The sequence below is a fragment of the Bartonella sp. CR84HXZ genome (assembly GCF_042194535.1).
GTDB classification, from domain to species: Bacteria; Pseudomonadota; Alphaproteobacteria; order Rhizobiales; family Rhizobiaceae; genus Bartonella; species Bartonella grahamii.
On the sequence record NZ_JBHIMY010000003.1, the window covers coordinates 1 to 25,452 of the forward strand.

18 protein-coding genes, 1 tRNA gene and 2 pseudogenes are annotated in these 25,452 nt (G+C 34.7%); 4 read left to right on the top strand and 17 right to left on the bottom strand.

Features of this window, described 5'->3' with window-relative positions; genetic code table 11:
* From ACFIKD_RS02075 to ACFIKD_RS02105, 7 genes are all read right to left on the bottom strand, one after another.
* Positions 1 to 247: POTRA domain-containing protein (locus tag ACFIKD_RS02075; RefSeq protein WP_375647109.1), on the bottom strand; the 247-nt coding region annotated here is incomplete at its 3' end.
* 971 nt (positions 248 to 1,218) lie between these two features.
* Positions 1,219 to 1,764, bottom strand: coding sequence for a biotin transporter BioY (locus ACFIKD_RS02080; protein ID WP_012754691.1), 546 nt, complete (start codon positions 1,762 to 1,764; stop codon positions 1,219 to 1,221).
* 258 nt (positions 1,765 to 2,022) lie between these two features.
* Positions 2,023 to 2,592, bottom strand: coding sequence for a biotin transporter BioY (locus tag ACFIKD_RS02085; protein WP_375645041.1), 570 nt, complete (start codon positions 2,590 to 2,592; stop codon positions 2,023 to 2,025).
* Positions 2,593 to 2,607: 15 nt separating this feature from the next.
* Positions 2,608 to 3,246: an energy-coupling factor transporter transmembrane component T family protein gene (locus ACFIKD_RS02090; protein ID WP_375645042.1), complete on the bottom strand. Its 639-nt coding sequence runs from the start codon at positions 3,244 to 3,246 to the stop codon at positions 2,608 to 2,610.
* Positions 3,243 to 3,923, bottom strand: a complete 681-nt coding sequence (locus tag ACFIKD_RS02095) for an energy-coupling factor ABC transporter ATP-binding protein (protein WP_375645043.1) — start codon at positions 3,921 to 3,923, stop codon at positions 3,243 to 3,245. Before ACFIKD_RS02095 ends, ACFIKD_RS02090 begins: the two co-directional genes overlap by 4 nt.
* 40 nt (positions 3,924 to 3,963) lie before the next feature.
* Entirely contained in the window at positions 3,964 to 5,391 is a 1,428-nt protein-coding gene (locus ACFIKD_RS02100) for an amino acid permease (RefSeq protein WP_273787839.1), read from the bottom strand.
* Positions 5,392 to 6,465: 1,074 nt separating this feature from the next.
* Positions 6,466 to 6,669, bottom strand: a complete 204-nt coding sequence (locus ACFIKD_RS02105; RefSeq protein WP_012754685.1) for a SlyX family protein — start codon at positions 6,667 to 6,669, stop codon at positions 6,466 to 6,468.
* A 453-nt stretch (positions 6,670 to 7,122) separates the two neighbouring features.
* Between ACFIKD_RS02105 and ACFIKD_RS02110 the strand changes: the two genes are divergently transcribed.
* Positions 7,123 to 7,195: transfer RNA gene (locus tag ACFIKD_RS02110), tRNA-Thr, on the top strand.
* Between the two features lie 100 nt (positions 7,196 to 7,295).
* On the opposite strand, the gene ACFIKD_RS02115 is transcribed toward ACFIKD_RS02110, so the two are convergent.
* The gene (locus tag ACFIKD_RS02115) at positions 7,296 to 7,475 is read right to left on the bottom strand and encodes a helix-turn-helix transcriptional regulator (RefSeq protein ID WP_375647110.1); all 180 of its coding nucleotides are present in this window, start codon (positions 7,473 to 7,475) and stop codon (positions 7,296 to 7,298) included.
* A gap of 1,052 nt (positions 7,476 to 8,527) precedes the next feature.
* Here ACFIKD_RS02115 and ACFIKD_RS02120 point away from each other — a divergent pair.
* Complete coding sequence (locus tag ACFIKD_RS02120; protein WP_012754682.1) at positions 8,528 to 9,190, top strand: lysozyme; 663 nt, start codon at positions 8,528 to 8,530, stop codon at positions 9,188 to 9,190.
* Between the two features lie 850 nt (positions 9,191 to 10,040).
* Here the strand turns inward: ACFIKD_RS02120 and ACFIKD_RS02125 are convergent.
* The 3 genes and pseudogenes from ACFIKD_RS02125 to ACFIKD_RS02135 form a co-directional block, all read right to left on the bottom strand.
* Positions 10,041 to 10,488: pseudogene (locus ACFIKD_RS02125) on the bottom strand (integrase); the annotation flags it as partial.
* Positions 10,489 to 13,164: 2,676 nt separating this feature from the next.
* The gene (gene lldD, locus ACFIKD_RS02130; protein ID WP_375647112.1) at positions 13,165 to 14,316 is read right to left on the bottom strand and encodes an FMN-dependent L-lactate dehydrogenase LldD; all 1,152 of its coding nucleotides are present in this window, start codon (positions 14,314 to 14,316) and stop codon (positions 13,165 to 13,167) included.
* Positions 14,317 to 15,470: 1,154 nt separating this feature from the next.
* On the bottom strand, positions 15,471 to 16,559 hold the full coding sequence (locus ACFIKD_RS02135; protein ID WP_375647113.1) for a 2'-deoxycytidine 5'-triphosphate deaminase: 1,089 nt from the start codon (positions 16,557 to 16,559) through the stop codon (positions 15,471 to 15,473).
* A 240-nt stretch (positions 16,560 to 16,799) separates the two neighbouring features.
* Here ACFIKD_RS02135 and mutL point away from each other — a divergent pair, with 240 nt between their 5' ends.
* Together mutL and ACFIKD_RS02145 are read left to right on the top strand one after the other, a co-directional pair.
* Complete coding sequence (gene mutL / locus ACFIKD_RS02140) at positions 16,800 to 18,653, top strand: DNA mismatch repair endonuclease MutL (RefSeq protein ID WP_375647114.1); 1,854 nt, start codon at positions 16,800 to 16,802, stop codon at positions 18,651 to 18,653.
* 107 nt (positions 18,654 to 18,760) lie between these two features.
* Entirely contained in the window at positions 18,761 to 18,997 is a 237-nt protein-coding gene (locus ACFIKD_RS02145) for a DUF2093 domain-containing protein (protein WP_012754677.1), read from the top strand.
* Between the two features lie 19 nt (positions 18,998 to 19,016).
* On the opposite strand, the gene lpxK is transcribed toward ACFIKD_RS02145, so the two are convergent.
* From lpxK to ACFIKD_RS02175, 6 genes and pseudogenes are all read right to left on the bottom strand, one after another.
* Complete coding sequence (gene lpxK / locus ACFIKD_RS02150; RefSeq protein ID WP_375635946.1) at positions 19,017 to 20,057, bottom strand: tetraacyldisaccharide 4'-kinase; 1,041 nt, start codon at positions 20,055 to 20,057, stop codon at positions 19,017 to 19,019.
* On the bottom strand, positions 20,047 to 21,369 hold the full coding sequence (gene waaA / locus ACFIKD_RS02155) for a lipid IV(A) 3-deoxy-D-manno-octulosonic acid transferase (RefSeq protein WP_375635947.1): 1,323 nt from the start codon (positions 21,367 to 21,369) through the stop codon (positions 20,047 to 20,049). Before waaA ends, lpxK begins: the two co-directional genes overlap by 11 nt.
* 903 nt (positions 21,370 to 22,272) lie before the next feature.
* Positions 22,273 to 22,549, bottom strand: a pseudogene (locus tag ACFIKD_RS02160) (type ISP restriction/modification enzyme); the annotation flags it as partial.
* 261 nt (positions 22,550 to 22,810) lie between these two features.
* Complete coding sequence (locus ACFIKD_RS02165) at positions 22,811 to 23,056, bottom strand: DUF4170 domain-containing protein (RefSeq protein ID WP_375635948.1); 246 nt, start codon at positions 23,054 to 23,056, stop codon at positions 22,811 to 22,813.
* A gap of 46 nt (positions 23,057 to 23,102) precedes the next feature.
* Positions 23,103 to 23,906 carry a 3'(2'),5'-bisphosphate nucleotidase CysQ gene (locus ACFIKD_RS02170; protein ID WP_375647116.1) on the bottom strand — a complete coding sequence of 268 codons (804 nt, stop codon included), beginning with the start codon at positions 23,904 to 23,906 and terminating at the stop codon, positions 23,103 to 23,105.
* On the bottom strand, positions 23,893 to 25,224 hold the full coding sequence (locus tag ACFIKD_RS02175; RefSeq protein WP_375647117.1) for a TldD/PmbA family protein: 1,332 nt from the start codon (positions 25,222 to 25,224) through the stop codon (positions 23,893 to 23,895). The genes ACFIKD_RS02170 and ACFIKD_RS02175 overlap by 14 nt, the downstream gene beginning before the upstream one ends.
* Positions 25,225 to 25,452: the final 228 nt, after the last annotated feature.

The window sequence follows — 25,452 nt, forward strand, 5'->3', positions numbered from 1 at the left end:
TGCTCCCCGCACCAAGATTAATGGTAGCTTGGCGTGAGAAAAGCCGATTGATTTGATCAAGCCCTTGCTCTATCTGGTGCAGATTGGTCGGCTTCCCAATAAGGTTTGGAAAAGCCGTGGTGATTTCTCCTTGAAGTCTCCTCTCAACTTTATGCCCATCCAGAGTGATATCTTCCATCACACCTTCAACTACAACAATCTTGAGATGACCGTGCAGGCAGAGTAAAATAGGCTTAAAATTTGCCAACAGTTAGAGGAATTAGTGTCTAAAAAATTCTGCTAATGAGGTTTATTTTGCTTTTCCTTGACTTTTAAGCCACGCTAGCATGTCTGAATCCACACGCACAGTTAGCAACAGTTTTCGTTGGTTTATAGAATGGATTGAGAACGGCGTTTTTCCAGAACGCATCATTGAGTGACGAAATATCTCTATGATCAATTGTACTGTCCGGCATTACAGCCAGTTTATCAACTTCAACTCTCTGTTTATCTGTCAAAGGTGATAAGTTACCTACCTCAATTTCATAACGAACTTTCTTCTTTATAACGTTTCCTTTCTTTCAAGTTGGCTCGCCGTGCTGAAATAATACGGATTCCCTCTATGCCATCTTTATCGTCATAGACAGTATGCGCTACGAAGAAGAATAAAAAACCATCCATGAGCCCTAAAGCTTGCTAACCATACTCTCCGTTTTCAATACGATCTTGTTTAGCTATGGAGAATGGGTCCGAAAAAACACATGCAGCTTTCTAAGATTATTTTTTGTTTTAGCTTCATCCCATGCAAATCTTATTTTTATACCTTATATTAACACATTTATAAGGGTATTATGTACATCAAGAGTTTTAAATGAACACTGAATTATCAATGTTTTTGTACAATTAATATAATTTAATACTTTAAAAATTAGTGATTAATTAACTGAAAATATAAAAAATAATAAATAATCCTAAGGCGTTATGCATATAATATGCAAATCGAATAAAACTTACAAGCATGTTGAATAAAATGATATTAATTGACTATTTAGGGGTCTGCTCCTGAAAGCAAAAAATAAATTTTGGTGCCGAAATATTCAACTTTCGTATGGCTACCTTTGAGAGCTATACAGATAAAAATACCAATAAAAAGTAAATAAAACAGAATGGTATTCCGTGGTGCTTTTTAATCCACATACATTTGGCAAAAATTGTTCTTCAGTACAGAACTACCCCTTTTTAAGAATGAATGAGAGGAGCGATTTTTTTAATGGTCAACGCTACAAAGGATGCAATCAGCACTTTCAAGAAACCACCAGCCAAAAAACCTAATGAACTTATTAAAACCGTCAGCAAAGGAACCTGAGTCATATAAGCTACCCATGGTATTCCAAAAGAATAAACTATCCCAATGCCACCCACAGTATTTATCACAAATAATGTTATAAAATTTAACCGCTTCCAAAACAATTCTACCATTAAACCAATAAAAAATGCAGCAAATGGAAAACTAATCAGATAACCACTCGTAACTCCTGAAAAAACACTAATTCCACCACGACCACCAGGCAATAGAGGTAACCCAATCGCAATAAGAACAAGGAAAAGAAGTGATGCTAAAGCTCCCCTTTTCGCTCCAAGTATAGAGCCTGCTAACATCGGAGCCATAGACTGAGCTGTAATAGGGACACCCAGCGAAAAAGGAAGATAAATAGGAGGAAAAAGACTCAAAACAGCGTAAATAGCGGCAAATAAAGCAATATAAACTAAATCTTTTGTATTCACTGAATTATTCCTTCACTATGAAAAAACTTTTGTTATTGTTGTATAATTAATAAAAAGTATCAGATTTATAAAAGTACACTTTAAATGCCTTAGATATAGAGAAAAATACTATAATAATTTATTTTAATAATATCACTTATATAAATCACATTGAGATTCTACAATGTTTAATTACATCATAGCTTACTATGGTTAAATTCAGTAAACTTATTGTGATACATGAATATCATATAATAACAGCATAACAAAATAATACATTTATTTTAGCTTGTTCTTATTATGCTTTGAATGAATGAGAGGAACAGATCTTTTAATCGCGAGTGCAACAAAGGATGCAATCAACACTTTTAAACAATCGCCTATCAAAAAACCTGATGAAGCCATTAAAACCTTCAGTAAAGAGACTTTGGTCATATACGCTGTCCATGGTATTCCAAAAGAATAAACTATCCCAATGCCACCAACAGTATTTATCACAAATAATGTTATAAAATTTAATCGCTTCCAAAACAATTCTACCATTAAACCAATAAAAAATGCAGCAAATGGAAAACCTATTAAGTAACCACTTGCAATCCCTGAAAAGACACTGATCCCACCGCGACCACCAGGCAACAGAGGTAATCCAATCGCAACAAGAACAAGAAAAAGGAGTGACGCTAAAGCACCCCTTTTTGCCCCAAGGATAGACCCTGCTAGCATCGGCCCCATCGATTGAGCTGTAATAGGTACCCCTAGAAGAAAAGGAAGATAAATAGAAGGGAAAAGTCCCAAAATAGCATAAATAGCGGCAAATAAAGCAATATAAACTAAATCTTTTGTATTCATTTGATTCTTCTTTCACTATAAAAAGCTTTGATTCTTATGAGATGCTGTATCAATGGTATCAGCATCATAAGAACGCGCTTCCAATGCTTCAGCCACTTCTGAAGCCATTCTTATGGTTCGTATAATTAAAGGTATCGCAAGAGCAACAATGTTAGTATTAAGTCCCCGTGCTTGCTGTGCTTCATGTACCTCATTAAACTTTTCACTCAAAAGAGGAATAAACCTGATCGCCATAGAGATAACCATACTCACTTTTGATGGATTTATACCAAAACAGCAAAAAGGCTGAAGCCCGACTTCAATTGCATCCACCATATCTGAAACTTTTGTTGTGAATGAAATAAGTGATGATAAAGAAAAGAGGATAACAAGACGTAATATGACCTCAACCCCCGTAAGCCAACCGCTAAAAATAGTTTGAAATACAAATAAAAGAACTAAAAGCAATCCCATCGATTTAAATTGCTTTATCGCAGTTTTGAAAGGGACCTTGGCGGCTCTATAGAATAAGATGACCAACAACAAAAATAACCCAAGAAGCGCTATGGAAGAAACCATTATTATAAAAGTTCCACACGCCGCAAGAAATAATAACTTAACTCCAGGACTTAACCTATGAATAAACGTATCCCTTGGAATATATAAACCGATCATGACATTCTTCTTATATACTCCTTGATAGCAACAAAAGGTACATCATCAATTGCTATCTCCCCCTTATCAAAAACTAACACTCTATCAAACTTTTTCAAAAACTCCAAATCATGCGATACAACTATTGCCGTTTGTGGTAATTCTTCTATCACTTGCGTAACGCGATGCTTATTTCGCAAATCAAGTAATGTCGTCGGCTCATCAAAAATAATGTAGTCTGGTTTCATTGCAACTACACCGGAAATAGCAACGAGTTGTTTTTGCCCACCACTTAATAAATGGACAGCGTAATTTCTGAAATCTTGAAGTTCATAGCGCTGTAAAATTTCATCTACACGCTCCTTAATTTCATCTTTACTAAGCTTTAAATTTTTGAGACCAAATGATAAGTCCTCTTCAACTAATGGTAAAACAATCTGATTATCGGGATTCTGAAATACAAATCCAACTTTACGCTTTACTGCTTTTGCATCGCGCTTGGTATCAAGCCCATCAACGCTTACAAAACCGTGAGATGGTAATTGGAGTCCATTAATAAGACGAACAAATGTACTTTTTCCAGAACCATTCGCACCTATAACAGCAATTCGTTTTTCGGTAAGCTGTACAGTAATATTTTTTAAAACACACAAATCACCAAAAACTTGTGTTACCTCATCAAATTTTATAGTCCCCAAGATTTATTCCAATCAATCCCTTTTATTAGCTCTTCTTTCTCTATCGTTTCAGTTTATAACCTAAAAGTAATAATAAGCACCATAGAGGAATAATAATGACTGCCAAACTCATATCAGGCATCTGTACAGGAATATATGTTTCAAGAAAAGGCACGCTTATTCCTATCATATCAAAAAGTCGAGTCATCAATCCATTTTGCCCAAAACCACTGATAAACATAATGCAAAATAATAAAGCAAGAAAGCAGAGACAAAGATAGTTAGCGTAAGGATATAAACCAAACGCATAAGTAAAGTTGCCTTTTCTGTTCTTATGTGCATTGCGAAATTTTAAATGAACAATAACAATAATAGCCCAAGTAATCACTGCTGCTGCAGTTGCAAGTGCCATGATCCGCATGAAACTATTATCAGGAACAAGAGCATTAACAACGACAATCAACACCGTACAGAATGATGAAAAAAGGATAGCAATATAAGGAACACGAGCAGCACTCAGTTTACTAAAAATATGTGGTGCATTTTTTTGTACAGCTAAACTATAAAGCATACGTCCATTAGAATAAATGCCACTATTGTAAACAGAAATAGCAGCCATAATCACCACAAAATTCAAAATATGACCAGCAGCAGGAATTCCTATAGTCTCGAAAATTGTAACAAAAGGACTACCATTTTTTCCAATCATATTCCAAGGGCTGATTATCATAATAACGCTGATAGAACCAATATAAAAAATTATAATCCTCCACATAACTTGACGGATAGCCGCCGGAATTGTTTTTTGTGGATCAGATGCCTCTCCAGCAGCAATACCAATAAGCTCTGTTCCTCCAAAAGAAAACATTACTACAGAAGTCGCTAAAACAACCCCTACTGCTCCATAAGGGAAGAAACCGCCATGGTCCCAAAGATAATGAATATTCGCTTGATTTTCCCCTAGTCCAGTGACAATGAGAAAAATTCCCAAAATAATCATACCAATAACAGCAGCCACTTTGATCAAAGCGCAAGCAAATTCAAATTCTCCATAAAAACGAACATTAAACAAGTTAATGAATGTAACAAATAAAAGAACAACGAAAGATGCCTTCCAGTGATCAATCAAAATCCAATGATCAAGGTAAAACCCTATCACTGTAAGTTCAGCCATGCTCACAAGAATATAAAGAAACCAATAATTCCAACCTGTTATGAAACCAGCTAATCTCCCCCAATATTTATAAGCAAAAAAACTAAATGCTCCTGAAGACGGTTCTTCTACTGACATTTCACCAAGCATTCGCATAATGAAATACATAATAAGCCCGCCGACAAGATAAGATAAAATGACTGAGGGACCAGCTAATTGAATTGCCTCGGTTGACCCATAAAAAAGTCCCGTCCCAATAACACCACCCAAAGCAATCATTTGAATATGGCGATTTTGAAGGCTACGCTTCAATTCATTGTGCTTTTTTTCAAACATCATGCCTCATTACTTTTGTTGAGCCTAACCTCAACTTTTATCGAAAAATTAGGCACCTTTTTCAAAAAACACAAAACAAACGTAAACTTATTTTCTTATCATAATGCAACTCCTTATTTTTTTGTGCATTATACATATGCCCCGTTGAAGTTTTAAGAAAAAATATGCTCCACTATTTATTTAAATTAATGTCCTTCATTTTCGTTACACTAACCATTATAGCATTGGTCATTGATAACGCACACTCTGTAATCACATCACATTGGACAACAACCCCCTTTAATAAAATTTTAATAAACCTTCTGCAAACAGATGTCTATCACCTTAATCAATCTCTATGCAAGGTAATGCCTGATTTTCTGTCCTCAATTTGCATTACTCTCACTTATTTACCAGCATGGTTTATCTTTGGTGCTTTAGCAATAGTATTTTGTATCTTAAATCACGAAAAACAAAAACCTTTTCACAAAATATCATATACATATAACGAAGAATATATTTAATCTTGAAAAGACTTCTAGAGCTCTTTGTACTATACACAACCGATATCGCTTAGAGCACCTCACCCTATTAAAACAACTGAAAATAACTTGATCATCAGAATGGATTAAAACGCTCTATTATAAATATACGCGCTCACTTATGATTTCTATAGATAACGATAACATCGCTTCATTTGTATCAATTTAAAAAAAATAGCGAATAAATCTAACTCCCATCTATAGAAAACTCTGTACAGAAAAAAACTTAACATATTGAAGTTCATATGTTTTTATGGATGCTTTTTTATACTCTACAAAAACTTTTCTTAATTTTAGTACTAGAAATCACATATAAAAAACGTCTTCTAATATCAGCACTCCTTATAAAATTGGAACTTCTTGAAATTAATGAAGAAGCTTATAAAAATTATTCTACAAATCTAACAAAATGCGTTAAATAAAAACTAATCTGTAAATAATTGCAATTGTAATAAAGAACATTTCGCACCTTCCTCCCATTGTAATATCCACCCTATTACATCTAAAAAAATCCAAGAGAATATCAACAGAAGAATTTTTAAGCACCTTCTCCCTATTGAGAAAATGGTAAAATAACAGCTTCAGTAACACTCTGTTCTTTTAAATCTGAAAATCGTCTCGCTAAGACATCAACTTTTTTAGATATCTCATCCAAACTTTTCCATTGATTAGTTACCACTCGAGAAAGTTCCTCAATGAATTTTTCTTGGTAAGCTAGCTTTATTTCTAGTTCTATCAGCCGATCTTCATCCGACATGATTCTTACTCCATCTTAAATAAAAAAACGTGATTAATTTTATTAATCCTCCCCCTTTTTCTTCCCCTAAAAATGAGAAGTAACTTTTCAACTAATTCTACTCATCTTATTTGCACATTATAAAGGGTTTATAATGATCTTTATTTTCCTAATCACTTATTCAACAAATTTCTTTCTTAAGAATCAGAAATGTTTTTATCTTTACTAAGTTATCTTGACACCATTTTCCATCCTAAGGATCTACATTCCCAGCTTCTTAATTTGAGTGCTATCGTAAATTGGAAAGCATTTATAGTATTAAGATCAAAGAATACTGTCCTCTGACTTTTACATACTTCTCCTGCAAATTATTATCATATTTTATAAATTATTGAAAAAATGCATTCTTGCTTTTATACGTACTTTTAGCTATTACCCTCAAATTAGTTTTGTCTCATTGATTTACAAACCTATGCCGCATTAGCTCAGTTGGTAGAGCACATCATTCGTAATGATGGGGTCGCTGGTTCGAATCCGGCATGCGGCACCGCATTTTCTCTTTTTCATATTAGAACATATGGATTTTTATTTAATTATCTGTTTGAAGACCACCTTCTACAGTTTATATAATTTTACCTAATTTGTTCTTATTTCTTTGGAGTAAAGGCTAAGATCTCTTTCTTTCTCCACCTCACCGCTCTCCCTAGCTTATATGGCTCCGGAAACAACCCCTGAAGCACCCAATTGCGAATCGTTGTTGTGGATACACTAAAAAGCTGTACACATTCACGGGTTGTTACATATCTATCGCCATCATCAGATATCATCTCATTACCTTTCTCTTTTTTATGTTATGTAAATGGGCGGAGATGCTAGGAGGAGAGAACCTCCCATATCTTCAAGCGGCTTTTTGTTAAAATCTTTTGTATCTCTTGTACTATTGCCTCTAAAAAGATTTCAATAGCTTGATTGATTTGTTTAAGACGCTTCTGGAAACGTAGCCAATACAACACTAGACAAAGATGATACCATTGTCCCCGAATGCCCCATAAAACACTTCATATGAAAAAGACGAAAGCATTATTCATATGGAAAAATATATGAAACCGAAATCATCATTCAAGTTTATTACAATACAATATTCTTTACAACACTATCCAATATCATTGGTCCATATATTGAATATGCTCCACTACTATATTGTTTTAGTTGGAAACAGACTACTAGAGAGGGAGAAAATATCGATTATGTTTTTATATAACATTTTATTTAAAATCCTTCATAAAGATATTTTTTAAGAAAATTAAGCAATTAGAGGAAAAAATAAATAACAGTTAAATTCACTATAGATTTTTTGATTAAATATGTATAATACGTTATGTGTATATCGTGTTGATTCTAAGATAATTTGTAGATCTATAATATTCAACTGTAATGTTTTTTTGTTTTTATGAAAATAATTCTATGGTGTAAGTTATGGGTTATGCAATTACTTGAAAATCAATACCTATTATTTCATTACTTATTATATCTCTTATTTTTTTGTTAAAAAATGCTTTTTTTCATCAGGATTATTGAAGTTTTTTTAAGTAAAGTTCTTCTAAATCATTCTGGATCAACTGTAAGAATTTATGAGTAAAATCTATCTGATTATAAATGGATTTATTATAAAGTTATTATATTGAGATGGAGATCAATTGCTGCAAAATGAATGGTGTTTAGCATAATATTTGTTCAAAAAACGATATGGGTTTTAACATAACTCACTATGGAGATTTTGAATTTATTATGCCCTTTCACTGTTCTGTTCTTAAAAATGAGTAGATGTAAGTTTTCGATTCATATCCTGCTTTGTGTAGTTTTTTTATAGGTAAGAATAATGCGAAAAATATCAAAAGAAGGGCTTGCATTGATTAAGCAATTGGAAGGCTTACGTTTATCGGCTTATGAATATTCTGGTGGTGTATGGACAATTGGTTATGGACATACAAATGCTGCTGGTGCTCCAAGCGTCCACAAAGACATGCAAATTACGGAAAAAGAAGCTGAAAAAATCCTTTGTCAGGATTTGAGAGAGTGTGAACTCGTTGTTGAAAAAGCCGTTACCGTTCCTTTAAACAATGAACAATTCGCGGCATTAGTATCATTTTGCTATAACGTAGGAATAACAGCCTTTTGCAATTCTACACTTTTAAAAAAGCTCAATAAAGGTGCATATGAAGTGGTACCAACTGAATTGCAAAAATGGACAAGAGTAGGAGGAAAACGTATCCAAGGTCTTGTCAATCGCCGAGCAGCCGAAGCAGGATTATGGGCGAAAGGATCTCATGTTGCCCCAAATTATCATGTAGTAGAATCAGAAGGTGTAACAGGTATTTGCAAAGTAGAAGCTCTTGCACCAATCATAGGTTCTTTTTCAGGGCTTGGAGGGCTTTTTTCAGGAAATGGTCCTGTTCAATGGGTTTTAGCAGGCATTATGGTTTTAGCTGCTTGTACAGCTATGGTATACATTGCTAAACGCTTTCAAGAACACCGCCTATGATCTTATGGATAAAAAAATATCTAACAATGACGTCAGTGACCATAGCAACTTTTCTTATAGCTTTAGTGAAAGCCTTTTTTCTTGGGGAACAAGTTGAGAAGAAAAAACAAACAAAGGAAGCTTTCAAGATAGGACAACACGGCTTAAGGTAGAAAATGAAGATTAATAAGAAAAGTGATGCTGCTATGCGTACTAAGCTTTCTAACTGGCTGCGCGACGAATGAACGAACTTCTTGTATTGGATGGCTGCCAATTTATTTGAATCGACAAGATATCAATGTGATTAATCCAAATTTGGCGAGAGATATTTAAAACATAATGAACAAGGTGCAGGTCTATGTGGTTGGAGACATAAACGGAAAATAAAGTGCTAAAGATACAATTCCTCTGAAACATTAATCAATGAAAAGATTTGAAAGAGGTCGATATATTCAGATTAAAAGTAAAAGAACTTAAAGGATAAAAACACTCTGGTGGTCGATTGGATTTAATTAGAGTGACGGAGATGTCTGAGTTGAAGCGAAAGAATTCAACAAGGTTATATTTGTATAAAGTGATTGAGTCTATTGATGTATTCTAAGAGCATCTTTGTTATCCTACCAAAAGAAGATGAGAAAAGATTTTACGGATTGCACTGCTATCGTCGTTCAAAGAACTAATGATACACAACGTTCTGTCTTCAACAAAATAGGGTTTGGCATGCTTAAGAAAAACAATCTACGGGATTGTATAATGAATAATGGACTGCTTTTATGTGATTTGTGAATGACGTTGTTTCAGTTTTCTAATTGTAATAATGATGTTGAAGATAAGACAAATAGTTTCGCACGGTATCTGCTTTTTCATGCTAAAGTGGCGCAAAAACATTGTGAGTGATATTGGCTGTTAATTTTTCTGTAGTAAATTCCCTATGTGGGAAATAACATGAAACTCTAGTGGAGAAAACCAGCAACCGTTTTTACCTTCATTTTTCAACTCTGCTTTTTTGCTTTCAAAAGCCGTTTTTGCAATTTCTTGAAAAATATTGCTTTGCTGTTTTAAGATAACTTGTTCCTGAAATAAAATGGGACCATTACCTTCTTTTAAAATATCACTGTAATATCTTGCAAACTCATATGCTGCTTTTAGAGAAAGTTTGTAACGTGCCTTTCACGGCGTTTATTGTGATGTGTATAACGGAAAAATTAAGAGTGCGTATTATCTTTTCGAACATTCAACCACAATCTTACTTCATCACAATATTTACCTTAGGGAGATACTTTTACAAAAGATGCTGATAATCTATAAATCGCCCTCACCTAATTCACCTTCTCGTTCATCCTTCTATGCATTGCCCGTCCACCTTTTAAACCACCTTAAATTTTTGATATAGAATTTTTTCTTTAGTTTTTATTTTTTATTGAATCATAAAAATGATCTGTACCAATCTTGCCTCTATGCATCTTTATACATTTTGATTCTTGTTTCTAAAGCCCAGTCTACAAGCATGTCACTCTGTTTTTTATATTTAATATATATTTTTAGATTTATTCGTAACTTGCTAGAAAAGTTTCTATATTTTGATAGCAAATCTTCTATCAGTTCACTTTTTTCAAAAGATTCTGAAAGGATTCTCAAAAAGTCTACAAATTTAAAGACTCTTTAATGCGTATTGTTTCTTTTTTAGAAATCAAAATTGGTGATGCCTCATTCCTTACCAGAAATTGTATTATTTGAAGAGCAATCTGTATAAGATGATGTAATCTCTTTTATGAAGTTAACTAAAGTTTTTTGAATTTCTAGCACATTGTTTAATGACAAAAGAAACCTCCCTTTTATTTATGCAAGCAGCTTAGACATCGGCTGATAATTCTCCCGCTTATAAAAGCTTTTCTGGAATAACCTTCAGAACCACAATAAAGTGGTGAAAGATAAAACAAGTTTTTAGATGATCATAACGCACAATAAAATCGGACCAGTTTAAATGTTCAATGCTAACACCTGCTAAACAGAGGCAAATAAGTTTTAGCACGCCTTCAAATTGGAAAGACTTAAACCCACGCGCTACGACGGATTTCAACTCTCATCGTACGATTTACCTTCCCTCTAAAACTTAATCGCTGTAAATATAAAAACCTTGAAGCCTGTTCTAAATCCGTGAGAGTTGCTGGCTCTTGCTGTATTAAACGTTGAAACTCCTCACAGCTACTCATCTGAAATGCTAGCATTTTTCATAAAAGGACGATAGTAGCGTTGTAACATCCCCAAAAAGTTTACGACATCACCTGAGAGATTATTGCTGATTTCAGGGGATAGAATCAATTTCTGCTCAAAGAAAATCCCAGCCATACCAACAAAAGATTTAGTCTACATGCTATGAGAAATATCCTCAATAATTTTGATAATTTTTTTAGTCAAATTTCTTTTGTTACCAATATCAGCAGCAACTGTTGTGGAATTAACAGAATTATAATTTTTTATCTTAAAATGTATCCATTATTTTTTACATTCTTTCATCTATCTTAGCCTTCTTTTCACAGCTTCAAATGATAAAAAGTAGCTGCAATGTTAAGTTGTCTTGCATCGAACAAATTTCTCGCAAACTATCCCTATTGGCTAGATGACAACACATCCTCTATTTAAAGAAAGAAAACTTTTCTTTTTTATTCAGCGATAAAGTAAATATTATCCAATTACTTATGAGAGTAATTCGATCAAATGGAAACTGTAATTTTTTCCACTCTGAGTAATCCTGTACCCGTTTATATAGATTTGAAAAACACGCTGTTATGAATATTCATAAAAATGCTTTAAAAATTGATATCAGAAAAACTTCTGTTTAAAAAGGGAAAGGTGTTCTCTTACTTGCTACTGAAGAACCTGTTCAGATTTGTCTTGATATTGCTGTAGAGCTTCAAAAAACATAAAGTTATCCCAACGTTTACAAGTGTGCCAACAATTCAACTTTGAGATAATATATCTGTGCTAGAGTTATGCCAATCTCACCAATCTGTTATTGTCTGTGAAGAGCATAGTATCAATGGAGAAGCCTAGAGATGCAATTGTTAAATCGCTTATAGAACAAAACATTCTATGCCAATTTGTATCATTAGGAATACCTAACGACCCCATCTGCAATAAAAACAAACTGGATTTTTAATAAATTATGCAATCAATAGAGAAAGCATAAACAGTGTTAGCAATGACATACTATACAAAAAATATTCAACTGCTTCCTAATATGTTCGCCAGTTCAAAAACATCATAACTCATTGAGGATGCAAGAAAATAAGAAAGAAAAGCACATTAATTCACGCAGTCTTGCTCTCAGTAAACGAGCTTTTTTAAAGATTGTATGGGTATTTTTTTCATTGCTTAAAAATGTACTCCATAAAAACAATATCATACCCATATAATATATTATCCAATAAAATTAATATAAATAATATATAGATTATAGAAATATTATTTATTAGATCCATTTTTTATTATAATTATAGCTTTCAATAAATACATATTGACATTTTTAATAATTTTATTTATATACCATAATTAATATTATTCTATATTAAAATAAAACTAAATGAAGCTTATAAATTTACGTTTTATGCTAATGTGGGAAAGAAGTAATTAACATGTTATATTTTTATATATAGGAGGGAAAAATGCTCACAGCATTATTTATATCTATTTTTTCTATATCAACAGTTGTTTTACCTTTAATATCAGCGCTTGTTCCTTTTTATCCATAGAATGAGCTTTTAATAAAGTAAGTAAAAGATGTATGCAATGTTATTAGTATTTTTTTTGTGTTTATTATTATTAAGATTTTTGCGTTAATATTATTGTAATTACTGAGTATTTTCTGTGATTTTATAGAGGAGCTTTTTGATCTTTTCTATTTAACTTTAACTGTCAACATATTTGTAAAATATATAATTATGCTCCTCTATAAAAAGACTTTCTTTTTCTGAAAGCAGTATAACATATTGCTTTCATTGCTTAAAAACATCTATATTTACTAAACTCTTGCGTGTAATATCTTTGATTGTCTGAGTACCGGTCAGTGTCATAGCTACCCGCATTTCATTGGCAAAAAGATCAAGGAGATGCATAACACCTTTCTTACCTGCTGCTGCAAGCGCATAAACAAAAGCACGGCCAATCATAACAGCATCCGCACCTTGTGCTATCATGCGTACAACATCAAGACCAGAACGAACACCTGAGTCCGCTAAAATAGTCAAATGATCCTTTACAGCATCCGCAATTGCAGGCAACGCTCGTGTTGTTGATAATACACCATCAAGCTGACGTCCGCCGTGATTAGAAACAACAATACCATCCGCACCAAATTTTACTGCTTCTCGTGCATCTTCTGGATCAAGAATACCTTTCAAAATCATTTTTCCTTTCCAAAAATCGCGAATCCATTGTAAATCATGCCAACCAATTGATGGATCAAAATTTGCACCAAGCCAACCAACGTAATCATCCAATGCAATTTTCTTTTTGAGATAAGTGGAGACATTTCCAAGATCATGGGGGCGCCCCATAACACCAACATTCCAAGCCCAATATGGATGAGTAAACGCTTGTAAAAAACGACGTAATCCAGCATAAGGACCAGACATCCCCGAATGCGAATCACGATAACGTGCACCAGGAACTGGCATATCAACTGTAAAAACCAACGTGCGTACACCAGCTAACCAAGCCCGTTCTAGTGCATCACGCATGAAACCGCGATCTTTGAGAACATAAAGTTGAAACCAAAATGCACCTCCAACCGCTTCTTGCACTTCCGCAATGGGACAAACTGAAACAGAGGATAGAGTAAAAGGAATCCCTTTTGCCGCTGCGGCACGCGCCGCTTCTACCTCTCCACGACGTGTATACATGCCCGTTAGCCCAACAGGTGCAAGTACAATCGGTAAATCAAGTGTCTGTTCAAAAAGCTTGATTGAAAGATCAACTTCACCAACTTGCCTTAGAATCCTTTGACGCAGTGCAAGAGCTTGAAGATCTGTACAGTTACGTCGCATCGTTTCTTCAGCATAAGCCCCACCATCAATATAGTGAAAAAGAAAGGGAGGAAGACGACGCTTTGCCGCCTTACGATAATCAAGTGTTGAAGAAATAATCATTGATGGCACCATTGTTCCTAAATAAAAAGAGAAGACATACTAAAACGCATAAAAGCGAACCCGTGTACCTTCCTACTCGATATTCTCCAAAACGCTCTATTGAATAGATAGAAGCAACAGAGATTGCAACTTTCTAAAAAAACTAATTGATAAAAACAATGTCTTTATTTCTCCTATCCAAATTTAAAATCTCACAGTATGGGGTATCATTAATAACGTATCCTCTCATATATTGTTCATGTACAATTGAAGTGTTATACTTTCTTTAAACGAATACCTCTTCGAAAGCGATTGCTCCGCAGCTTAATTAGTTATAATTTAAAGTCGTTTCTCCCTCCAAAGGTCCTTAAATTATCGGTTATAAGAAGATAGAGCCTGTAGTCATTAAGTATAAACCATAATCTCCCCCAAAAGATAAAAAAATCCTTTATTAATACTGGAAATAAAGCTGTCGCATACATCCAGAAATCTTCTTATATCAATACTCAAAACTGAGACCTGTTACTTATTCATGAAAGTTTATAAAAATATACAGTGCCTAATTCACATAAAGCATAAAAAATTTTTTTAATGTTCATACTAGTAGAAGCTTTCCATATTGAATTGAATAATTTTCTAGCAATATTTTATATCTTGAAGCTATAAATGAGTTACTAAAAGTAGAACAATGTTTATTAAAAAAATTGTTACTAAACTGTAGTGAAAAACTTCTTTATTGGCTCTTAAGGATAATTTTTATACGAAATAAAATATACTGGTCATTCAAGCTCTAGAAAAATGGAGCAATAGAAGCATCCAATCTCGCATGTTTACTTTGAAAAACAAATACGTTACTGTTATATTGAATTTTAGTAACTTATTGATTTATTATAATCAATAAATACGAATAACATATTGAATATAGTAAAATTCTTTCATTTTAGATTTTTTCATGATGAAATAATCAAAACTATTCTTTTGCACATCATAAACGAAGTTCGTATAGATAAAACCTCTTGAAAAAAAGAAGTAAAAATGCCTCTCAAATGCAAGGGATGCAATAACTTTGGACACTAAAAATAGAATGAATGGCGCCAATTTTGCGAAGAACAAAATTTTCTTTTATCCAAAATACACTTTCTGCATACATGTTATCAAAATTCGTAGTTTCCAACTCATTTAAAATGCTTGGACAACTTTAAACCCTGTGCTTGATAATGTGATCCAACATCATGTCCATAAAGGGTTGATGGTCGATTAAGCATATGCTCATAGACCAAACGGCCAATCATTTGACCATGCTCTAAGATAAAAGGAACTTCATGGCTCCGCACTTCTAAAACCGCTCTTGCTCCTTTTCCACCCGCTTCCATATGCCCAAATCCTGGATCAAAAAAGCCTGCATAATGCACCCTAAACTCACCAACTAAAGGATCAAAAGGAGTCATTTCGGCGGCATAAAGCGGAGGCACATGAACAGACTCTCGTGAAACTAAAATATAAAATTCATCAGGATCAAGAACCAACTCCCTTTGACCACGATCAAAAAGAGGTTCCCAAAAATCTAAAACGTGGGCAACAGCACGTTTATCAATATCAATAACACTTGTATGATGTTTACCACGATAACCCATAAGCCCTTTTTCGTCTCCCTTTAAATTAATGGAAAGACCAATACCACCAGCGCTAATATTAGGAAGATCCTCCGATATCAGTGTTTCTTGCTTTTGCAAAGTGTGTAACTCAACTTCATTCAAATAACTTTGCCCTTTTCTAAACCGAAGCTGTGATAAATGTGAGCCTTTATGCACCAAAATTGGAAATGTGCGTGGACTAATTTCCAAATAAAGTGGACCATGATAACCAGCACAAATTTTATCAAACTCCTGAGCATTATCCGTAATGACACGCGTAAAAATATCTAATCGGCCTGTAGAACTTTTGGGATTGGCAACAGCAGATAAAAATTCTGGTAAAGCTAAACTTTCCAAAAGAGGAACAATATAAACACACCCTGTTTCCAAAACGGCTCCATCTTGTAAATCAAACTCATGCAACTTTAACCGTTCAAGCTTATCCAAAACTTTTGTATCAGGGCCTGGCATAAAAGAAGCACGTATACGATAAGCTTTCTCCCCTAAACGAAGATCAAGGCTTGCTGGTTGTATTTGAAATCTATCAAATGGATACTGAGCCTTGAGAAAGTTATTCTCAATCAAAGCTTGTATATCACTATCTGCTAAAATACCGCTTATACGCGCCATATATATTGCCTTTCCTTTTTACATTGTTTCTTTTTTGACCTAGATGATAAATTGGTGCAAGCTATTTTAAGGTGATAAAAACTATTTTTTGTGTTTTTTCCAACCGATTTGTTAACATAAAATAAAATAGGAGGTATTGTAAAAAATAATACCTTCCATACTCTCTTATTCTTGAATGTCGCGCAAATGATGTTATCATAATTTTCTATAGAAGCCTTAAGATTCCTGTTAGAATTTATTATGATTATACGCCATCTTAGCGAAAATATTATTAATCAAATCGCCGCTGGTGAAGTTATTGAACGACCAGCAAATGTTGTCAAAGAACTTGTTGAAAACGCTATTGATGCTAGTGCAACACGCATCGAAATTATTACAGCAAATGGTGGAAAAAATTTTATAAAGGTGAGTGATAATGGTTACGGAATTCCTGCAGATCAGTTAACTTTAGCAGTTTCTCGCCATTGTACCTCAAAGATTACCGATGACGTACACAATATCTGCTTCCTTGGGTTTAGAGGAGAAGCCCTCCCCTCTATTGGTTCTGTTGCTAAACTTAAACTCATTTCACGAACAAAAGATGCTGAGAGCGCTGCTGAAATTTCCGTTACTGCAGGAAAAATTGTAGGACCCAAACCAGCTGCTGCAAACCTTGGAACAATTGTTGAAGTTCGTGATCTTTTCTTTGTCACGCCGGCACGATTAAAATTTATGAAAACCGATCGAGCTGAAACAAATGCTATTAGCGATATGATTAAGCGAATTGCTATCGCATTTCCACATATCCGCTTTTCTCTTTCAGGACTAGACAGAACATCTATGGAACTGTCCGCTACAGAAAATAATATTCAAGGACAATTACAACGTATTACGCAAATTATGGGAAAAGAATTCGCCCCTAATAGCATCGCACTGAATGCTGAACGCGAAGCAGTGCGCTTAACGGGTTTTGCCTGTTTGCCATCTTTCAACCGAAATAATAGTCTTCATCAATTTGCTTATGTTAATGGGCGTCCCGTGCGTGATAAATTTCTATGGGGCGCTATCCGGGGCGCTTATGCTGATGTCATGACACGAGATCGTTATCCTGTCGCTATTCTTTTTATTGATCTCCCACCTGCTGAGGTAGATGTTAATGTACATCCAGCCAAAGCTGATGTACGATTCCGTGATCCAGGATTAATTCGTGGTTTGATCGTTGGAGCTATTCGTGAAGCATTACAGCAATCTGGTATTCGTCCTACTTCAACCCGTTCTGAAGCAACGCTAGCTGCATTTCAAATACAAAAACCATTGGCACAACAACCGTTAGGCAATTTTAAGAACACGCACCAGTCCTCTTCTTATAGCCCACAACCTCATCATTTTGCCGCTGCTTCAATGGTTCACAAACCATTGGATATTACTAGTTCTTTTGGTTTAAAAGAAGATGCTACTCCTATTATGGAGGGCTTAAATATACCAAGTGGGGATACATACATTCCAAACACTACATCTTCATCAGAAGAGTTATCTTATCCATTAGGAGCGGCCAGAGCACAAATCCATAAAAACTATATTATCGCCCAAACACAAGATAGTTTGATCATTGTCGATCAGCATGCAGCTCACGAACGATTGGTTTATGAAGCACTCAAAAATGCACTTTATTCCAAACCGCTTCCTTCACAGTTATTACTTATTCCTGAAATTGTAGAACTCTCTGAAGAGGATGCAACATGCCTTTTAACGCATAAAGATGCTTTGCAAAAATTTGGATTAGGAATAGAACCATTTGGACCAGGAGCAATTGTTGTGCGTGAAACACCTTCCATGTTAGGAGAAATCAACCTCCAAGCCCTTATTAAAGATCTTGCAGATGAAGCCGCTGAGTATGATACAACAAACAATTTAAAAGCAATGCTTGATTATGTTGCAGCAACGATGGCTTGTCACGGTTCAATACGGTCAGGGCGCCTTTTACGCCCCGAAGAAATGAACACACTGTTACGACAAATGGAGGCAATACCCAATACAAGTACATGTAATCATGGACGCCCTACTTATATTGAACTCAAATTGGCAGATATAGAACGGCTATTTGGCAGAAAATAAACTCTTAACTATTTTGACAAGAAAAATATTTTTAAATTAACTCTCGACTTTATAATATATCTTATGGCACTTTTCTTGAATCTCTTGTATCAGTAAAAGGAATTATAATGTTTTCCGATAGTGAACGCGAAGCAAAAATTCATTATTCTAATAATGGATATGACATTATAGAATATGGTTCCTATACCATTTGTGCTGTTAGCGGACAAAAAATCCCTATAGATGATTTAAAATATTGGAATCATCACCGTCAAGAAGCATATGCTAGTTGTGAAATCTCTTATCAGCGCGAACTTGAGTGCAACCCATATCTCAAGCAATTGTTAAAAACAAAAGAAAAATAAACCCTCGAAAGCTATAAATTTAGCCTTTACCTTTTAGACAAAAAAATTCAAGGGAACGTTTTCTAAAGCGGCTCATGACCTCCTCAAGGACCATACGACAGAAATCTTTTTGAACAAAATCAACATTCACATCAAAGACAATAAGATTTTTCAAATCTTTTTGCGTGTGAATTGTCTGTATACGGATATAATCTTTAGCTGTTGTTGCTAGCCATAAATTGTGCATTTTAGCCTTTTGTATAAGGCTTTTTAAATTTTTATCTGTGAAAAAATAGTGGTCTGGATACATGTAAGTTTGCACCACATGACCAGATAATTCTTTAATAGATTTAAAAAATTTATCTGGATTGCCAATACCGGCAAATGCCAAAAATGATTTTCCTGAAACCTCATCAGAGGCAATGGCTTTAAGATGAGCACGATATAAAGGCTTTCCAGTACGAGAAACAAGAAAAGAAACATTATCAGGCGCATCGGAATGACCAATCAATAAAACACTATCCATAAAAGAAAACTGCGTTTTTAATGGTACGCGCAAAGGTCCTGCTGGAAAGACAGCTCCATTACCAAAACCGCGCATCGCATCAACAACGAGTAACGTATAATCCATATAAAGACGGCGACTTTGAAATCCGTCATCCATTAAAATAAGATTACATCCCTCTTGCTTAAGCCGTTGTGCCGCTGCATAACGATTAGGTGATACAGCTACAAAAGCATGCTGTGCAAGTAAAAGTGCCTCATCTCCAACATTGTGTGGAGTATCATATTTCTCATTTACAAGATGTACCCCTTTAACTGATCCACCATAACCACGTGATACAATACCAGGTACGAAACCAAGTTCTTTAGCCACTTTGCTAAAAGCAATAACAACCGGCGTTTTACCCGCACCGCCACATGTAAAATTTCCAATACACAAAACTGGCAAATCAATCACGGAAGGCTGTCTTGTCATAAAACGACTTGAAAAATAACCATACCCCCATGAAACTGGAGCTAATACAAAACGCAAAAAGCTTTTATTTTTCCACCAAAAATGGGGGGCGCTAATATGCATATCTACCCTGACGCTGACGTAAACCCGTTTGTATTACAAGGGGTTGTAAAAATGGATCTAAAGTCTTTAATGTGCGCTCAAGTGCACCTGCCATATCTGTCGCCACTTCATGAGCCTTATCAACCATTTCTTGTCGCAATGTTTCATTTGTTAAAAGCTTATACACCTGAATAGCAAGCTGTTTTGTATCTTGAACTATATATGCTGCATCATGCGTTAAAAATTGTTCGAACATCTCTTGAAAATTTGAAACATGGGGCCCTGTCAAAATAGCAGAACCAAGCAAAGCCAATTCCAATGGATTGTGTCCACCATTTCCACATAACGACTTACCAACGAAAGAAACTTTCGATAAGCGAAGAAAAAGCCCCATTTCTCCAATTGTATCTCCCCATAAAATATCGGTATTCATGTTTGGAACAGCATCTCTACTCCTCCGAATAAAACGCAACCCCTTATTATCGCATTTTCTGATAAGATCTTCTGAACGTTCAGGATGACGAGGCACAATAATTGTTAATAAATCTGGCAAATAATTTTTAACAATCTTATGGACCTCAAAAGCAATCTCCTCTTCCCCTTCATGCGTTGAAACAGCTGCCCAAACTGGGCGATTGCCGATTGCATTACGATAACGTGCAAGCAATGCTTGATTTTCAACCAGAACAACATCAGCCTTGAGATTCCCAGAAAACGTAACAGATTTTACGCCAAGTGTATGGTAATAAGCTACATCTCTTTCGTTTTGACCAATCGCCAAATCAATATCCTTAAAAATATGTTTGGCAAGAACGCGTCGTTTTTGCCAAGCTTTAAAAGAACGTTCAGACATATGGGCATTAACCAAAATCTGCGGAATACGCATTTTTGCAAGTTCTTTAATACGAAGAGGCCAAATTTCTGATTCACAAATCAAGGCGAGATCAGGCTTCCAATGACTAATAAAACGGCGCACTGCAAAATCTAAATCCAAAGGAGCATATTGATGAATCAACCTATTACCAAAATGTTTTTTCACAAGAGTAGAAGATGTCACAGTCCCTGTCGTCATTAACACATTGATTTTCAATGATAAAATATAATTTATAAGTGGGACAAGTGCAAGTGTTTCTCCAACACTTGCTGCATGCAACCAAACTAACGAACCTTGGGGGCGTACATGAGAACTTTTACCTAAACGCTCTTTTTTGCGACACCACTCTTCTTTTCCACGAATAGCACGGAAGAACAAATAAAAAGGAATAACAGGACATAAGCAAAAACCAATCATCCGATAGCTTAAAAGAGCCGTATGTGCCTTTAATTCTACCATTTAAAATCACCTCTTCCAGCTATTTTAAGATATCTATATGCTTATTTTGTTAAAAAATTCACACTATTAGTTACATCCATATTTTTTTAATATCATCCATATCTTGAATAAAAAACGCTTCACCCATGAGAAAATTCAATACATAAAGGACAAAAAACGTAATTTTATCGCCATATTTTTTTTAAAATTTTCCTATAAAGATAACCTATACACGTTATTTAAATCTCTTTTAATGAAACTTTGTCACTTATATGGATTTTATCACTTCATTCTGCACCCTATAAAAAATCTTACTCAAAAAATAACAAAGCTACATTTCAGTCGATTATAATTTTGAAAATATAAATGATAAATATCATACAACCTATAACATAGATTGTATCAATTTTTTTCAGCTCACTGAATAAATACTTCTTATGATTTTAGTAAAACTTTGAATTTTGCACGTTGGTATTTTAGAGAAAAAACTTATTTTTACATATATTATGTATTATCAATTTTTCAAAAAATAATCCATATAAATATTATAACCTATATAAATCCAACAAATAAAATATGTTAAAAAAAAGCCTAATCGCTATGATTTCATTTCAATAAAATGAATATGTAAAACTAATCTTTAAAAAAACTTTTGAACGGTATAAAGTTCTCATTTTAAATTGTAATATAATCTCTTAAAGGTAATCCAGAAAAATCTAATCTTGTTTAATAGAAAATTTCTTAAAAGTCTTAAAGCAATTTAAATAAGAGTTTTCAAAATTTTAAATCCTCTCTTTTCAGGAGATCGCATGGTGTATTATTCCTTTTAAGATTGTGTATAATCAACACAAAATGATTAATTTATAGATTGTAGTTTTAAACGAGTACTCAAAAAAACTTATGAGGTAAGTTAACTTCATCAATCTATTCAGTTTTTCTAAGTTTCTAATTTTGGTAAGTTTCTAACGACTTTCATGGTTTCTAAGCGTATAGTGATAACTTGTTGGAAAAATTCCAATGGATAAGTAGGGAGTGCTAATAATCTCAACGGAGTAGTAATTGGTATCATTAATAATGCTACTCTTTTTATTAATCTGAACGCATTAATGTTTCATACTCCATTCAAAAGCAGAGTGACTATTCACAATATAATCATAAACTTCGAGTGATAGCTCGTCATGATAATATTGCTGTTGTAAATAGGTTAATAGAACTGTCTTGCATTTTTATTAAGCGTAAAGATGGTGGTGCAACAATGGATTTTATAACTTGCACGGACACCATTATGGAATGTGCTTGGGTGCCTTGAAAGATGTTTCATTAAGAAAACATATGAATTTAAACAACAAGCATATTCTTTTTTTACGGCATTCTATTTTACCCGAAGAACGTACCTATGGAAAGGACGATTAAACAAAAGCGTGAAGCAATCTACAGGCTATAATGACCAAATATTCAAGCTTTACTCTGCATCGCCTAACTCAGCATCAAGAAACTGATGCAAATCTACAATGCAATAACGTTGTAATGCATTATCTACACTGCTTTGTGCTTTTGCCTGCCATGCTTCTTGAGCGGATTGATAATCCGAGAAAATACCAACCACATCTAAATCATCAGGATTCTTAAATTGATTACTGTTAAGATTTTTTAATTCCCCACCAAATACAAGATATAAATATTGTTTTTTTTCGTTGGTTTCAGTCATATGTGCCTCCATATCATTTAGATTATTTTAGCGCGCTTTTACGTGATTAAACTAACTTTGTTTGACGAACAACATCTATCATATCTTGACAGCAATTATTTTTACCAGCAATTAAAAGTCCATATTGGTAAGGTTCAATTCCATAAGATAGTAAAGGGGCATCAAGCGATAAAAAACACCCTCCACACTCCTGCAAAATAAGATCAGCAGCGGCAATATCCCATTCATGACAATTCGGACGAACTAATACGATATCAATTTCATCTTGAGCAACAAGAACAATACGATAAGCAAGAGAAGGAAGATAATGGTAAAGACTGACTCGATTGAGAAAATCATCTGGTAATTTTTTTGCGAGCGATTTATCAAGCGAAATTTTATATTTTCGATGCCCCCCCGAGGCTAAACGAGGAAGTTTTATCCCATTTAATGTTGCCCCTCCACCCGTTACAGCTGCATAAATATCTCCTTGAGCCGGACATTGTAGAACGCCCACAATAGGACGCCCATTCTCAATAATGGCAACCGAAATACACCAATAAGGACTGCCAGAAAGAAAACCTCGTGTTCCATCAATAGGATCAACCACAAAGAAGCGTTCATAATCTTGTTGTTCTCGATTATCTTTTGTTTCTTCTGAAATCCATCCATAATTTGGACGCGCTCCAAGAAGCTTCTCTTTCAAAAAATGATCAACAGCAAAATCTGCCTCACTGACCGGTGAATTACCCTCTTTAATCCAAACATCCAACGTGCATCCAAAATACCGCATTGCTAAATCTCCTGCCTCTCGACAAACATCCCGCAAAAGATTTAAATCATAAGAATGATGCGTGTTATTTTCCTGCAAGTGTCATCCCTTCAATTAACAATGTTGGAGCCGCCGTACCATAACGCCGATCAATATCATTGGCAGGTGTTAAATGTGCTAACATATGAAGCAAATCAGAACCTAGCGTTACTTCACTCACCGGATAAGCAATTTCACCATTTTCAATCCAAAAACCGGAAGCCCCACGACTATACTGACCAGTAATAAAATCAATACCGTGACCGAATAATTCGGTCACATAAAATCCATTTCGCAAATCTTTTATCATATCGCAAGGCGATACTAAACCCGGTTCAATTGCAAAATTTGTACTTGTCGGCTGCACTAATGATGCCGAACGCACACCGTGTCCATTTGTTTTAAGTCCCAATTCACGTGCTGTAGATGATGAAAGAAGCCAATTTTTTAAAATACCATTTTCAATAATATTGAGTGTTTGCCCCTCTACCCCTTCTCCATCAAAAGGATGAGAAGCATTTCCACGTAATCGCAAAGGTTGATCGGTTACATTAACATTAGGCTTCATCACTTCCTTGCCTAGGAAATTCTGTAAAAGACTTGTTTTACGAGCTACAGAGGCTCCATTGACCATAGATGCGATATGCCCTGCAATTCCGCGAGCCGTACGCGGATTAAAAATAACATCAACGCCCCCAGTCGCCGCACGAACTGCACCCAAACGTCGGACAGCACCAAACCCTGCATTCTTTCCAACAGTTTCTGCTGCCTCTAAATCAGAAAAATGTAAGGCTGTTGTATAATCATAATCCCGCTCCATTTGTGTGCCTTCACCTGCAAGAGCACTACAAGAACGTGAAAAGCAACTGGAGCGATAGGCTCCACAAAAACCATCGCTGGTCACAAGAATAAACCCACTCCGACCATAAGCTGTTGCAGCGCCACCAGAATTACTTACACCTTTAACATCAAGAGCTGCTGCCTCTGTTTTTAAAGCATCTTCTGTTAAAAAATGACTGCTTGGCACAAAATCATCAAAAAGATCAAGATCTTTAGGAGACTTAACCAAACTCTCTTTATCTGCCAAACCTTCAAATAAACTATCGGGAGAAGCTTTAGCCATCGCAACAGCACGTTCCGCAAGTTCTTGCGGATAAGACGCTAAATTAGCAGAAACACTTGCTACTTTTTTTCCAACAAAAACCCTTAGAGTAAAATCATTGCTCTCTGCTGCTTCTGTTGATTCGACTTTCCCAAAACGAACTGATACACTGGTAGAATGAGCATGAACAATAACGGCATCAGCAGCATCTGCCCCAGAACGCCTTGCTGCTTCAACCAGTGAAACAGCTTTCTCAATCTGGTTTTTGTCAGTCATTATAGACTCCCTGAAATATTTTATTATTTACATTGATAAGCACTCTGACAATTTTATATAAATCAGAATATAACTCTTGTATGTTTATTCATAAAATTACGCACATTTCATGCATTTTTTCTTTTAATGCATCGAATAATTTCCTTTTTAGCTTCTTTATGAAAAGACGCAATATGTCGTAAAATTTCTTTAGTTTCAAGATTTCTCATTGCCCCTTATCATTTTAGA

What these genes read in the sequence shown, in the direction of transcription:
- ACFIKD_RS02085 (WP_375645041.1), bottom strand. Translation starts at nt 2,592, where the DNA reads ATGAATACAAAAGATTTAGTTTATATTGCTTTATTTGCCGCTATTTAT.
- ACFIKD_RS02090 (WP_375645042.1), bottom strand. Translation starts at nt 3,246, where the DNA reads ATGATCGGTTTATATATTCCAAGGGATACGTTTATTCATAGGTTAAGT.
- ACFIKD_RS02100 (WP_273787839.1), bottom strand. Translation starts at nt 5,391, where the DNA reads ATGTTTGAAAAAAAGCACAATGAATTGAAGCGTAGCCTTCAAAATCGC.
- ACFIKD_RS02105 (WP_012754685.1), bottom strand. Translation starts at nt 6,669, where the DNA reads ATGTCGGATGAAGATCGGCTGATAGAACTAGAAATAAAGCTAGCTTAC.
- ACFIKD_RS02115 (WP_375647110.1), bottom strand. Translation starts at nt 7,475, where the DNA reads ATGATATCTGATGATGGCGATAGATATGTAACAACCCGTGAATGTGTA.
- ACFIKD_RS02120 (WP_012754682.1), top strand. Translation starts at nt 8,528, where the DNA reads ATGCGAAAAATATCAAAAGAAGGGCTTGCATTGATTAAGCAATTGGAA.
- lldD (WP_375647112.1), bottom strand. Translation starts at nt 14,316, where the DNA reads ATGATTATTTCTTCAACACTTGATTATCGTAAGGCGGCAAAGCGTCGT.
- ACFIKD_RS02135 (WP_375647113.1), bottom strand. Translation starts at nt 16,559, where the DNA reads ATGGCGCGTATAAGCGGTATTTTAGCAGATAGTGATATACAAGCTTTG.
- mutL (WP_375647114.1), top strand. Translation starts at nt 16,800, where the DNA reads ATGATTATACGCCATCTTAGCGAAAATATTATTAATCAAATCGCCGCT.
- ACFIKD_RS02145 (WP_012754677.1), top strand. Translation starts at nt 18,761, where the DNA reads ATGTTTTCCGATAGTGAACGCGAAGCAAAAATTCATTATTCTAATAAT.
- lpxK (WP_375635946.1), bottom strand. Translation starts at nt 20,057, where the DNA reads ATGCATATTAGCGCCCCCCATTTTTGGTGGAAAAATAAAAGCTTTTTG.
- waaA (WP_375635947.1), bottom strand. Translation starts at nt 21,369, where the DNA reads ATGGTAGAATTAAAGGCACATACGGCTCTTTTAAGCTATCGGATGATT.
- ACFIKD_RS02165 (WP_375635948.1), bottom strand. Translation starts at nt 23,056, where the DNA reads ATGACTGAAACCAACGAAAAAAAACAATATTTATATCTTGTATTTGGT.
- ACFIKD_RS02175 (WP_375647117.1), bottom strand. Translation starts at nt 25,224, where the DNA reads ATGACTGACAAAAACCAGATTGAGAAAGCTGTTTCACTGGTTGAAGCA.